Here is an 11,886-nt window from a genome sequence, read left to right on the forward strand (position 1 = left end):
CGCTACCGCCGTCGTTGATCTCGTGCGTGCGCATTTGTCGCCCGCCGGTGACCTTGGCCGGTACGGTCGGCGCCACCGTGCCGTTGCTGCTGGTGGACGGCACGGGCGACCGATCCTGGGGAGGGCTCCGTCGCCCGCCGGTTCACCCGCACGTGCTGGAGAGCGAGCAGGCCGGTCACGCGCTGACGGTGCCCGGCCCGATGGCCCGCTCGGCGGAGGTGCTCGGCCGGGTCCGCGCGGCGGTCGAGGAGTTCGTCCGGGTCACGTCAGGTCGTCGCCGCTGACCAGCCCCCGGATCCGCAGCTCGGCGGCGACCGCCGGCGGGCAGTCGAGCACGACGGTGGCGGTGCCGACCGGTTCGGCGCCGCGCGCGGCGCAGATCTCGTAGAGCGCACGGACCTGGGCTCCGGTGGCGACCCAGTCGTCCACCACCAGCACCCGGTCGCCGCGGTCGAGGCCGTGGTCCCGGACGGCCAGGTCCACCCGCCTGCCGCGGAAGTCCGGCGGGCTCTGCGCCCAGGTGAGCGGCCCGGCGGGCAGCCGGCCGTCGCCCGGTTTGTGGGCCGGCACGAAGCCGACCCCGAGCGCCGTGGCGGCGAGCGGACCGAGCAGGAACCCCGTCACCGCCGGCGCGACGACCACCGTGGGCCGTGCGGCCCGGAACGGCTCCACCAGGGCCGGCCCGAGCCGGGCGAGCACCTCGGGGTCGCGCCACCAGCCGGAGACGTCGCTGACCAGGTGACTGGCGCCGGGGCCGGGATCGATCCACCGGACCAACTCGGCGAGGCGTCCGCTCAGCTCGGGGGGCATGCCACCCATCCTGCGGCAACCGGCGCGGCCCGCGCAGGCCGTGGCTCGCCCGGGCCGCCCGGCCCACCCCGGGTCGGATGATCGGCTACACGTATCGCCGCAATTGCGGGCAAAACCATATGATCACGTTGACTTCGGAAGTGTTTCTCTCGTTATGGTCCGACCCGGTTTGTCAGATGACGAAAGGACCGGACCGGTGGCTGGCAGGCACTCCCGTACCCGCAGGTTCTCCTCGCCGGCCGCCATCGCGGCCACCGCGGCGGTCGGGGTGGCCCTCGCCGTCGGCGGCACGGTCGGCGCCGTCCAGCTGACCTCCGGTTCGGAGTCCGCGCGGCCGGCCGCCGTGGACCTGTCACCCACCGGCGTGCCGAGCAGCGTGGCCCCCAGCTCGCCGGCCGCCTCGCCGAGCGCCAGCGCGTCGCCGAGCGTGGCCGCCAGCCCGACGGCGACCCGGTCGCCCCAGGCTCCCTCCCGGAGCAAGCCGCGCACCGCCGCGCCGAAGCCCACGGCGACGAAGAAGACCAGCACCGCCCGGCCGGTGGTGGACAGCGGCTCGTGCGGCGCCTCCTTCTACTCCGAGGGGCAGCTCACCGCCAACGGCGAGACCTTCGACCCGTCGGAGCTGACCGCCGCCCACAAGACCCTGCCGTTCGACACGAGGGTCCGGGTCACCAACCCGGCGAACGGCAAGTCCGTGACGGTGCGGATCAACGACCGCGGCCCGTTCGTCGAGGGGCGCTGCCTGGACCTGTCCCGGGCCGCGTTCGCCGAGATCGCCTCGTTGGACGCGGGTCACGTCGAGGTCCGTTACGAGGTGCTCGGCTGAGCCCTCGCCGGGCCGCGATCGGCCCGCCGGGGTGATCCGCGCGGCCAGAACATCCTCGGACGACGGGCCAGCTTCATTCACCCGTTCACGTCCATCAGGCATGCTGTCCCTCGTACGCACGAAACCCTTCCAGTCGGGCCGCGGCCCACTGAGCCCCGGATCCCGCGCCGGCCTCGGCGCGGCCGTCGTCCTGCTCGCGATCGTCTCGGCGGTCGAGCTGGCCGACGGGCGGTCGGCGAACTACATCGCGCTCATGGTCGCCGCGCCCTTCCTGGCCGCCGCGCTGGCGTCGTGGCGGATCGTGCTCGGGGTGGGTGCCGCCGCCACGGCGCTCGGGGCGGGCTTCGCCCTCGGCGAGCAGACCGTGTCGCTCTCCACCGCGGTAGCCGTCACGTGCATCGCGCTGGGCACCGGGATCGCGGCGGCAACGGCGGCCGTACGGCAACGGCAGGCCGAGCAGATCGCCGAGTTGTCCCGGCTGGCGGCGGTGGCGCAGCAGGCCGTGCTGCGCCCGCTCGGGCCGCAGGTCGGCAGTCTCTCGGTCGCCGCCCGCTACATCTCCTCCACCGCCACGGCCGAGATCGGCGGGGACCTGTACGAGGCGATCGACACGCCGTACGGGGTGCGGATGATCATCGGCGACGTGCGCGGCAAGGGACTGGACGCCGTCCGGCTGGCAAGCATCGTGCTGGGTTCGTACCGGCACGTGGCGTACGAGCGGGCCGACCTGCGGGCGATCGTGACCGACCTGGACCGGGCGGTGGCCCGGAGCGTGGGCGACGAGGACTTCGTCACCGCCGCGTTGGTCGAGGAGCGGGGCGGCACGCTCACCATCGTCAACTGCGGTCACCCGCCGCCGCTGCTGCTGCGCCGAGGCGCCGTCATCCCGCTCGAACCGCCGGCCCCGGCCCCGCCGCTGGGCTTCATGCCGGTGGTCCGGCCCCGGGTCGAGCGGCTGGAGCCCGGCGACCGGCTGCTGCTCTTCACCGACGGGCTCGGCGAGGCACGCCGGGACGGGGAGTTCTTCCCGACCGCCGACCGGGCCTGGCGGCTGCTCGGCCACGGCACCGTCGCCGACGGGCTCGCCTCGCTGGAGACCGCTCTGAAGGAATGGGTGCACGGCCGGCTCGACGACGACATCGCCCTGGTCCTGATGGAGTACACGGGCTCGCGCGGCGGCACGGCCGCGACCGCGGCCGTGCCGAGCTGGGAGGTCGGCGCGGCCGAGAGCTGAGGCAGGCGGCCGTTGCGGGAGGGTGTCGGGGTGGTCTCGGCAACCTGAACGGGACCTGTGTAATCGCTGTCACTTCCGAGATCGGCTTGTCGCTTCCTACCCGCGAGTAATAGAGTCGGGGTTACTGATCGGTAACACCTGTCCGGAAGCGGGGCCAGCGAGCATGACCCACTACAAGAGCAATCTTCGGGACCTCGAGTTCAACCTCTTCGAGGTCTTCGGGGCGGACCGGGCGTTCGGCCAGGAGCCGTACACGGAGCTGGACGTCGACACCGCGCGCGACATCCTCGCCGAGGTCGACCGCCTCGCCCGGGAGGACCTGGCCGCCAGCTACCTGGACAGCGACCGCAACCCGCCGGTCTTCGACCCGGCCACGCACACCGCGCCGCTGCCCGAGTCGTTCAAGAAGTCGTACCAGGCGTTCATGAACTCCGAGTTCTGGCGGCTGGAGCTCCCGGCGGAGCTGGACGGCAGCAACGCGCCGCGGGCGCTGGTCTGGTCCCTCGCCGAACTGGTGCTCGGCGCCAACGCCGCGGTCTGGATGTACTCCTCCGGCCCGTCCTTCGCGCACGTGCTGCACGTCGAGGGCACCGAGCAGCAGAAGAAGTGGGCCAAGCTCTTCGCCGACAAGCAGTGGGGCTCCACGATGGTGCTCACCGAGCCGGACGCCGGCTCGGACGTGGGCGCCGGCCGGGCCCGTGCCATCCCGCAGCCCGACGGCTCCTGGCACATCGAGGGCGTGAAGCGCTTCATCACCTCGGCCGAGCACGACCTGAGCGACAACATCATCCACTACGTGCTGGCCCGCCCGGTCGGCGTCGAGGGTGTCGGCGGCCCGGGCACCAAGGGCCTGTCGCTGTTCGTGGTGCCGAAGTACCACTTCGACGAGAACACCGGCGAGCTGGGCGAGCGCAACGGCGTCTTCGCCACCAACGTCGAGCACAAGATGGGCCTCAAGGTCTCGAACACCTGCGAGGTGACCTTCGGTGAGCACGGCGTACCGGCCAAGGGCTGGCTGCTGGGCGAGAAGCACGAGGGCATCCGGCAGATGTTCATGATCATCGAGAATGCCCGGATGATGGTCGGCACCAAGGCGATCGCCACCCTGTCGACCGGCTACCTCAACGCCCTCGAGTACGCCAAGAGCCGGGTGCAGGGCGCCGACCTGACCCAGATGGCGGACAAGACCGCGCCGCGGGTCACCATCACCCACCACCCGGACGTGCGCCGCTCGCTGATGCTGCAGAAGTCGTACGCCGAGGGCCTGCGCGCGCTCGTCTGCTACACGGCGAGCTGGCAGGACAAGATCATCCTGGCCGAGACGGCCGGTGACGAGAAGGCCGCCAAGACGGCCAAGCGGGTCAACGACCTGCTCCTGCCGCTGGTCAAGGGCGTCGGCTCGGAGCGCGCGTACGAGCTGCTCGGGCACGAGTCGCTGCAGACCTTCGGCGGTTCCGGCTTCCTCCAGGACTACCCGCTGGAGCAGTACGTCCGCGACGCGAAGATCGACACCCTGTACGAGGGCACCACCGCGATCCAGAGCCTCGACCTGATCTTCCGGAAGATCGTCCGGGACAACGGCAAGGCCCTGATGGTCGTCGCCGGTGAGATCCAGGAGTTCATCGCCACCGAGGGCGGCAACGGCCAGCTCAAGGAGGAGCGGCAGGCGCTCGGCAAGGCGCTCGTCGAGATCCAGAACATGCTCGGGGTGCTGACCGGCTGGCTCGGCGAGGCGCAGGGCGGCGACGCCCGGGCGCTCTACAAGGTCGGACTGGCCAGCCGCCGGTTCCTGCTGGCGGTCGGCGACCTGGTCGTCGCCTGGCTGCTGCAGAAGCAGGCCGACGTGGCCCTCAAGGCCCTGGCGGGCGAGGTCTCCGCCGCCGACAAGGCGTTCTACACCGGCAAGGTGGCCGCCGCCCGGTTCTTCGCCCGCGAGGTGCTGCCCCGCATCGGCGCCGACCGGCGGATCATCGAGGGCACCGACCTGGACATCATGGACCTCCCGGAGGAGGCCTTCTGAGTCACGCCACGCCCGCGCTGCGGCGCGGCGATGGGGCCGGGTGACGACCCGGCAGAGGTCAGCACGACGGCCGGCGGGCAGCAGCCCGCCGGCCGTCGGCGTCCCCGGAGGTGCCGTGCCCGCCGATCGGCCCGCGGTCACCACATCGATCATGCAGCGTTGCGGTCAGCGTGCCGACGAGGGACGCCCTCCTCCGCCCTTTGCTCTGCACCCACGGAGGCGCCAGACACTCTCGGTGTCCGTCGCGTCCGTGGGTGCAGAGCAAAGGCGACGCGGAGGCGTGGTGCTGGCGGCGGCGAGCTGTACCGGTCTCGTCCTGTTGTTCCGATTCGTGCCGGCCTCGGGTTGGGTGACGGGCGGCCTGATCATGACTCTCCGTGAAGCTCTCAAATTCTTCCGGGTCCGTCACGCTCCGCAGTCGGGCGCGACGTGGTCGGCCTCGACGTCATGGGCGAGCTGGCATGCCCGGGTGTCCGGATGGCGATTGCCACTGGGAAGGGCGAGCCCTCGCCCGAAGAAGCTTCCGGAAGAGGGGGCGCCTCGGCTATTCGGTGGCCTCAGTCAGGTAGCCGGGCGGTGTGGCGGGTAACCGTCGCAGGACCACGGCAGAGAACGCCCAGAAGCCATCGCACGGGGGAGTGCAGCGCACATGGGCATTGGTAGCGGGATCTTCCTGATCGCGATCGGCGCGATCCTCACCTTCGCCATCAGGGCCAACGTCTGGTGGGTCGACCTGCGCGCGGTCGGCTGGGTGTTCATCCTGGCCGGGCTCGCCGTACTGCTGACCACGCTCTGGTTCTGGCAGGACCGCCGCAAGCGGGCGCGGACCCTGATCGTGGAGGAGAACCGGCTCTCGCATCCGACCGCGATGATGCCACCGCCGCCCGATCCGCCGCCGCCGACGGCGCCACCGTCCTGAGTCGGCGCCACCGTCCTGAGCCGGCACCGTCGTCCTGAGCCGACGCCGTCGTGCCGCCAACCTGAGCGGCGGTACGACGACCGGCGGCACGACCGGCACCTAGAGCGGCCCCTCAGCCATCCGCCAGCACCGGCGGATGGCTCAGCCGCGTGCGGTGTGGTGGTCGGTGATCGGAGCCCGTCCCCGGTCGAGGTCGGCCCACCCGACCTCGGGCCGGTGCACGACGACGTCGCTGGTACGCATGCCGTCCTGGTCCGCGCGTAACGGGTCCAGAAGGGCGGAGAGCAGCGAGATGCCCGGGTTGTGGGCGACCAGCAGGACCGTGCGGGCGGCCGGATCGACCCGCCTGACCAGCGTCAACAGGTCCTCCATGTGCGCCTCGTACGCCTCCGCCTCGTAGCGTACGACCGGGGCGGGGCCGGCCGAGCCGCCCTCGGGGGGTGACCCGGTCATGCCCATCGCCACGCCGTGCCAGGTCTCCCGCGTGCGCCGGGCGGTCGAGCAGATGACGACGTCCGGCAGCAGGGCGTGCTTGGCGAGCCAGGCGCCGGCCGCCGCCGCGTCGGCGTGCCCCCGGGCGGCCAGTGGGCGGCGTTCGTCCGGCACATCCCCCGGCTGCTCGGCCTTGGCGTGCCGGAGCAGCACCAGTGTCCGTCCTGCGGCGTGAGCGTCCGTCATGGCCCCAGCTTGCCCGATTGGCGATCAGAGCGCCTGGGTAAGTCGATGGATGCCGCACCCTCACCGATGGCCGCGGCGGAGGCAAACGCCAGGGACAGCCGAGGAGGCGACGACATGGGTTTTGGTGGCAGCATCTTCCTGATCGCGCTGGGTGCGATCTTCGCGTTCGCCGTGGAGGCGGATCTGGGTTGGCTCAACCTGGCGGTCGTCGGCTGGGTGCTGATGCTCGCCGGCCTGGCCGGCCTGCTGGTCACCCTCCACTTCTGGAACACGCGCCGGCGTACCGTCGTCGCCCGCCCGGTGGCCGAGGACCGGGTCGTCGCCGAGCGGGTCGTGCCGGTGCAGGACGACCGGGTCGTCGAGGAGTACCGCGAGGTGCGTCGGCCGCGCCGCACGGTCTGACGTCCCGACGCCGATCGAGGGGCTCCGCGGCGTGGCGGGGCCCCGTCGTCGTGTGCAGCCGGGAGCGCGGGTGGTGCGTCGATCGGTGGGTCAGGCGAAGAGGGCGAAGTAGATGGCGATGTGGTGGCAGAGCGCCGCCACCAGCGTGCAGGCGTGGAAGAACTCGTGGTGGCCGAAGACCGTGGGCCACGGGTTGGGCCGGCGTAGCGCGTAGAAGAACGCGCCGACGCTGTAGATCGCCCCGCCCACGATGAGCAGCACCAGGGCGGTGACGCCACCCTGGTGCAGGATGTCGGGCAGCATCGCGACCGAGACCCAGCCGAGCGCCAGGTAGAGCGGCGCGGAGACCCAGCGCGGGGCGTGCGGCCAGACCAGCTTGAGCGCCACCCCGGCGAGCGCGCCGCCCCAGACCAGCGACAGCATGATCGTGGCCGGCCGGGGCTCCAGCAGCAGCACGCAGAACGGCGTGTACGTGCCGGCGATGAACACGAAGATCATCGAATGGTCCATCCGGCGCATGACCTGGTAGCCGCGCTCGGACCACACCCGCCGGTGGTAGAGGGCGCTGGTGCCGAACAGCCCGCACACCGTCAGGCTGTAGATCACGCAGCTCACCAGGGGTGCCCAGCCGGGCCGGGAGGCGGCGATCGCGCTGAGCACGATCCCGCAGACCAGGGCGACGAAGAACGCGTACGTGTGGAGCCAGCCCCGCATCCGGGGCTTACCGATGTCGACCGGCTTGAGTCGAAGCGGGGCGGAGGTGGTCACGACATCAGGTTACGGCACCGTAGGTTACCTGTAAGTAGTGCGTCCGGTCACGCGAGATGGCGACCGGCGACCCTGGTGCCCCGGGTCGGTCGTGGAGTATGGCGGGATGCGGATCCGACCCGTCGGGGCGCACGCCCTGCTGATCGACTGTGACGACGCCGACCAGGTGGAGGGATGGCGGGCAACGCTGTGGCGGCGGCGCGAACGCGGCGAGCTGAGCGCCGTCGAGATCGTGCCGGCGGCCACCACCGTCCTGCTCGACGGCGTGCCCGACCCTGCCGCGACCGCCGCGCGAATCGCCACCTGGGCACCCCGCCCACCCGCCCCCGCCGGCACGGCCGCCGGCGAAACGGTCGAGGTCCCCGTCACGTACGACGGGGAGGACCTGTCCGTCGTCGCCGGCCACTGGAGCGTGGACGTGCCGGCGGTGGTCGAGCGGCTGACACGTACCGCCTTCCGGGTGGCCTTCTGCGGCTTCGCCCCCGGGTTCGCCTACCTCACCGGGCTCCCCGCCGCGCTGGCGGTGCCCCGGCTGCCCACCCCGCGCCCCCGGGTGCCGGCCGGCTCCGTCGCCCTGGCCGGCCCGTACGCGGGGATCTATCCGGCGGCCTCGCCCGGCGGCTGGCTGCTGGTCGGGCGGACCGGCGCGGCCCTCTTCGACGTGCACGCGGACCCGCCGGCCCGGCTCACCCCCGGCACCGAGGTGCGCCTGGTGGCCGCGTGACCGGGCCGGCGGTCGAGGTGCTCCGCGCCGGGGCGCTGACCACCGTCCAGGACCTCGGCCGGGCCGGGTGGGCGCACCTGGGCGTGCCCCGGTCGGGCGCGCTCGACCCGGCGGCGCTGCGGCTGGCCAACCGCCTCGTCGGCAACCCGGAGTCCGCCGCCGGCCTGGAGATCACGTTGACCGGCTGCGAGCTGCGGTTCCCCCGCGCCGCGACGGTCGCGGTGACGGGGACGGCCACCGCCGTCCGGGTCGGCCGCCGTTTCGGGGACGTGGGACGGCCGCTGTCGGTGCCGGCGGGCGCCGTGCTGCGGATCGACCCGCCCCGCGACGGCCTGCGCAACTGGCTCGCGGTCGGCGGCGGGATCGCCGTCGAGCCGGTGCTCGGCAGCCGGGCCACCGACACGCTCTCCGGGCTCGGCCCGCCGCCGCTGCGCGACGGCGACCTGCTGCCCCTGGGCGCGCCGACCGGGCCACCCGCCCCGGTCGACATCACCGTCGTGGCGCCGGCGCCGACCGAGCTGCGGCTGACGCTGCGGCTCGGCCCCCGCGACGACTGGTTCACCCCGGCGGCGCTGGACCGGCTGTTCGGCACCGCGTACGCGGTGAGCCCGGTGAGCAACCGGGTCGGCGCGCGACTCACCGGCGCGGTGCTGCCCCGCGCGGTGGCCGGGGAACTGCCCAGCGAGGGAATCGTGCTCGGCGCGGTGCAGGTGCCGGCGGACGGCCAGCCGCTGATCTTCCTCGCCGACCATCCGACCACCGGCGGGTACCCCGTCGTCGGGGTGGTGGACGACGTGACCCCCCTCGCGCAGGCGCGCCCAGGGACTACGGTCAGGTTCCATGGACCTCAACGCTGACCTCGGCGAGGGATTCGGCATCTGGCGGCTCGGCGACGACACCGCGCTGCTGGACCTGGTCACCTCCGCCAACGTCGCCTGCGGATTCCACGCCGGCGACGCGTCCACGATGCGCCGGGTCTGCGAGGCCGCCACCGGACGCGGGGTCGCCGTCGGCGCCCAGGTCGGCTACCGCGATCTTGCCGGCTTCGGCCGGCGACACATCGCGTACGCCTTCGCGGAGCTGCGCGACGAGGTCACCTACCAGCTCGGCGCCCTCGACGCGTTCTGCCGGGTGTTCGGCAGCCGGGTCCGTTACCTCAAGCCGCACGGGGCGCTCTACCACGCCGCCGCCTGCGACGAGGCCCAGGCGGCGGCGCTGGTCGCGGCGGTCGGCGACTACGACGACCGGTTGCCGCTGCTCTGCTCGCCCGGCTCGGTCCTCGCCCAGCTCGCCGCCGGGGCGGGCCTGCGGGTGGTCGCCGAGGGCTTCGCCGACCGGGGCTACCTGCCCAACGGCTCGCTGGTGCCGCGCACCGCCCCCGGCGCGCTGGTCACCGACCCGGAGGAGGTGGCCGCGCGGGCCGTCCGGATGGCCACCGAGCGGACCGTCGTCGCCGTCGACGGCAGCGTCGTCCCGTGCCCGGTCGAGTCGATCTGCCTGCACGGCGACGCCCCCGGCGCGGTCCGTTGCGCCGAGCTGGTCCGCGCCGCCCTGATCGACGCGGGGGTGCCGCTCACCCCGTTCGCGTAGCAGCCGTACGCCTGCCTCAGCGGGAAGGCCGTCCTGACGCCGAGCGCGACCGGGTCAGGCGTCGAGGCCGCGGAGGACCAGCGGGAGCCGGGCGGCGGCGCCGTCGACCACCCGGACCGGGACACCCCAGTCCTGGCGGGTCAGGTGGCAGGCCGCGTGCTCGACGTCCGCGTCGCAGGTCGCCGCCTGGGCGGTCACCTGGAGCACGCCGCCGGCCACGTCGCCGTTCACCACCAGCCGGCGGGACAGCTCCGTGCCGGTGCCGGCGCCCTCCAACAGCAGCTCGGGCGGGGACGCGGAGACCACCAGCCGCGTCGACGGGCCGTACGTCTCGTCCAGCTTCTGCCCCGGCGCGGGGGTGAAGACGACGTCCAGCGTCACCTCGCCGGCGGCCAGGTCGGTGGGCTTGCGCTCGGTGCGGTGCCGAGGGCCGTCCACGGTGCTCGCCCCCGCGGCGGAGAGCGCGCCCGGCGCCAGCCGGGTCAGCCGGTGCGCGGCGGACTCCACCACCAGCACCTCGCCGGCCGGCGTCAGCACGAGGTCGCTCGGCTCGGCGAGCCCGTCGGCGACCGTCGAGACCCGATCGTCCTCCGGGTCGTAGCGGCGGACCGCCCCGTTGTACGTGTCGGCGATCAGCACGGAGCCGTCCGGCAGCGCGCACACGCCCAGCGGGTGCTGGAGCAGCGCCGAGGACGCCGGCCCGTCCACGTGGCCGAAGTCGAAGAGCCCCTGCCCGACGGCGGTGCCCATGACGTCGTTCTCGACGTACCGGATCGCGCTGGTCTCGCTGTCGGCGATCCAGAGCCGCGCGCCGTCGGCCGAGACCGAGAGGCCGGACGGCTGCGCCATCCACGCCTCGGCCAGCGGGCCGTCGCGCAGCGCCTCCACCGTCGTGCCCGCGTACATGCCGGCGGTGCGCTTCACCGGGTCGAACCACCAGAGCTGGTGGATGCCGGCCATCGCGATGACGACCCTGTCGTCGTACCAGGCCAGGTCCCAGGGGGAGGAGAGGTCGACCGAGAGCGCGTCGTGCGCGTGGTCGTCGACCGTGGAGCGCCACTGCCGACCGGTGCCCGCGACCGTGACCACCTCCCCGTCCGCCAGGCGTACGCCCCGCAGCAGGTGGTTGACCGTGTCGGCGACGACCAGGTCGTAGCCGGCCACCTCGGCGGCGTGCGCGGGCAGCAGGCAGAGCCCCTGCGGTTCGGAGAAGGTGGCCGCCCCGGCCGGACCGTCGGCCCGCCCCCGGGTGCCGGCGCCGATCCGGCGGACCAGCGTCTCCCCGTCCGGGGCCAGCTCGGCCAGCGAGTGCCGGGCCGAGTCCGACACCAGCAGGTTGCCGTTCTCCAGCAGCACCGCCTTGCCGGGGAAGCGCAGCGTGGTCTCCGGCTCGGCCGGCGGCACGTACGGGCCGTCGCCCCGGTGCAGGGTGCCCTTCGCCTCGTGGGTGGCGATCAGGTCGTCGATGAGACGCGCGAGCCCTTCGGCGTGGCCCTCGCCGGCCATGGTCGCCACCACGTAGCCCTCGGGGTCGATCACCGACAGGGTGGGCCAGGCGCGGGCCGCGTACTGCTGCCACATGTCCAGCTCGGGGTCGTCGAGCACCGGGTGGTGGACGCCGTACCGCTCCACGGCGGCGGCCAGCGCGTCCGGGTCCTTCTCGTGCTCGAACTTGGGCGAGTGCACGCCGATCACGACGAGCACGTCGCCGTACTTCTCCTCGAGCGGGCGCAACTCGTCGAGCACGTGCAGGCAGTTGATGCAGCAGAAGGTCCAGAAGTCGGCGATCACGATCTTGCCGCGCAGATCGGACAGCCTCAGGTCCCGCCCGCCGGTGTTCAGCCAGCCTCGACCGCGCAGCTCGGGGGCCCGTACTCGTGCGCTCATGAGCCCAGTCTGCCGGACGCGGCGGGTC

13 protein-coding genes are annotated in these 11,886 nt (G+C 73.3%); 9 read left to right on the forward strand and 4 right to left on the reverse strand.

What is annotated here, in order from left to right:
• Window positions 1–47 precede the first annotated feature (47 nt).
• Window positions 48–284: a hypothetical protein gene (locus tag ACZ6O2_RS09545; RefSeq protein ID WP_466022555.1), complete on the forward strand. Its 237-nt coding sequence runs from the start codon at window positions 48–50 to the stop codon at window positions 282–284.
• Here ACZ6O2_RS09545 and ACZ6O2_RS09550 read toward each other — a convergent pair.
• Window positions 262–810, reverse strand: coding sequence for a phosphoribosyltransferase family protein (locus tag ACZ6O2_RS09550; RefSeq protein WP_350702277.1), 549 nt, complete (start codon window positions 808–810; stop codon window positions 262–264). The two genes, ACZ6O2_RS09545 and ACZ6O2_RS09550, sit on opposite strands and share 23 nt — an antisense overlap.
• Window positions 811–1,006: 196 nt before the next feature.
• On the opposite strand from ACZ6O2_RS09550, the gene ACZ6O2_RS09555 reads away from it, so the two are divergent.
• The 4 genes from ACZ6O2_RS09555 (at window position 1,007) to ACZ6O2_RS09570 (ending at window position 5,809) form a co-directional block, all read left to right on the forward strand.
• Window positions 1,007–1,636 (forward strand): septal ring lytic transglycosylase RlpA family protein, encoded by a 630-nt coding sequence (locus ACZ6O2_RS09555; protein ID WP_466022556.1) that lies wholly within the window; start codon window positions 1,007–1,009, stop codon window positions 1,634–1,636.
• A 100-nt stretch (window positions 1,637–1,736) separates the two neighbouring features.
• A complete protein-coding gene (locus ACZ6O2_RS09560) occupies window positions 1,737–2,870 on the forward strand; it encodes a PP2C family protein-serine/threonine phosphatase (RefSeq protein ID WP_357449935.1) in 1,134 nt (377 codons plus the stop codon).
• A 163-nt stretch (window positions 2,871–3,033) separates the two neighbouring features.
• Complete coding sequence (locus tag ACZ6O2_RS09565) at window positions 3,034–4,890, forward strand: acyl-CoA dehydrogenase (protein ID WP_466022557.1); 1,857 nt, start codon at window positions 3,034–3,036, stop codon at window positions 4,888–4,890.
• Window positions 4,891–5,539: 649 nt separating this feature from the next.
• On the forward strand, window positions 5,540–5,809 hold the full coding sequence (locus ACZ6O2_RS09570; RefSeq protein WP_043961115.1) for a DUF6458 family protein: 270 nt from the start codon (window positions 5,540–5,542) through the stop codon (window positions 5,807–5,809).
• A gap of 141 nt (window positions 5,810–5,950) precedes the next feature.
• Here the strand turns inward: ACZ6O2_RS09570 and ACZ6O2_RS09575 are convergent, their stop codons facing one another.
• Window positions 5,951–6,487, reverse strand: a complete 537-nt coding sequence (locus ACZ6O2_RS09575) for a SixA phosphatase family protein (protein ID WP_350702269.1) — start codon at window positions 6,485–6,487, stop codon at window positions 5,951–5,953.
• A 114-nt stretch (window positions 6,488–6,601) separates the two neighbouring features.
• Here ACZ6O2_RS09575 and ACZ6O2_RS09580 point away from each other — a divergent pair, with 114 nt between their 5' ends.
• Entirely contained in the window at window positions 6,602–6,889 is a 288-nt protein-coding gene (locus tag ACZ6O2_RS09580) for a DUF6458 family protein (RefSeq protein ID WP_350702267.1), read from the forward strand.
• 90 nt (window positions 6,890–6,979) lie between these two features.
• On the opposite strand, the gene trhA is transcribed toward ACZ6O2_RS09580, so the two are convergent.
• Window positions 6,980–7,657, reverse strand: coding sequence for a PAQR family membrane homeostasis protein TrhA (gene trhA, locus ACZ6O2_RS09585; RefSeq protein ID WP_350702265.1), 678 nt, complete (start codon window positions 7,655–7,657; stop codon window positions 6,980–6,982).
• Window positions 7,658–7,763: 106 nt separating this feature from the next.
• Here trhA and ACZ6O2_RS09590 point away from each other — a divergent pair, with 106 nt between their 5' ends.
• Genes ACZ6O2_RS09590 through ACZ6O2_RS09600 form a run of 3 tightly spaced genes read left to right on the forward strand, consistent with a single transcriptional unit; the run spans window position 7,764 to window position 9,971 of the window.
• Window positions 7,764–8,381: a 5-oxoprolinase subunit B family protein gene (locus tag ACZ6O2_RS09590; RefSeq protein WP_466022558.1), complete on the forward strand. Its 618-nt coding sequence runs from the start codon at window positions 7,764–7,766 to the stop codon at window positions 8,379–8,381.
• On the forward strand, window positions 8,378–9,238 hold the full coding sequence (locus ACZ6O2_RS09595) for a 5-oxoprolinase subunit C family protein (RefSeq protein WP_466022559.1): 861 nt from the start codon (window positions 8,378–8,380) through the stop codon (window positions 9,236–9,238). Before ACZ6O2_RS09590 ends, ACZ6O2_RS09595 begins: the two co-directional genes overlap by 4 nt.
• Window positions 9,222–9,971 carry a LamB/YcsF family protein gene (locus ACZ6O2_RS09600; RefSeq protein ID WP_363705987.1) on the forward strand — a complete coding sequence of 250 codons (750 nt, stop codon included), beginning with the start codon at window positions 9,222–9,224 and terminating at the stop codon, window positions 9,969–9,971. Before ACZ6O2_RS09595 ends, ACZ6O2_RS09600 begins: the two co-directional genes overlap by 17 nt.
• Window positions 9,972–10,025: 54 nt before the next feature.
• On the opposite strand, the gene ACZ6O2_RS09605 is transcribed toward ACZ6O2_RS09600, so the two are convergent.
• A complete protein-coding gene (locus ACZ6O2_RS09605; RefSeq protein ID WP_466022560.1) occupies window positions 10,026–11,858 on the reverse strand; it encodes an NHL domain-containing thioredoxin family protein in 1,833 nt (610 codons plus the stop codon).
• Between the last annotated feature and the right edge of the window lie 28 nt (window positions 11,859–11,886).

The sequence above is a fragment of the Micromonospora sp. NPDC048040 genome (assembly GCF_055587185.1).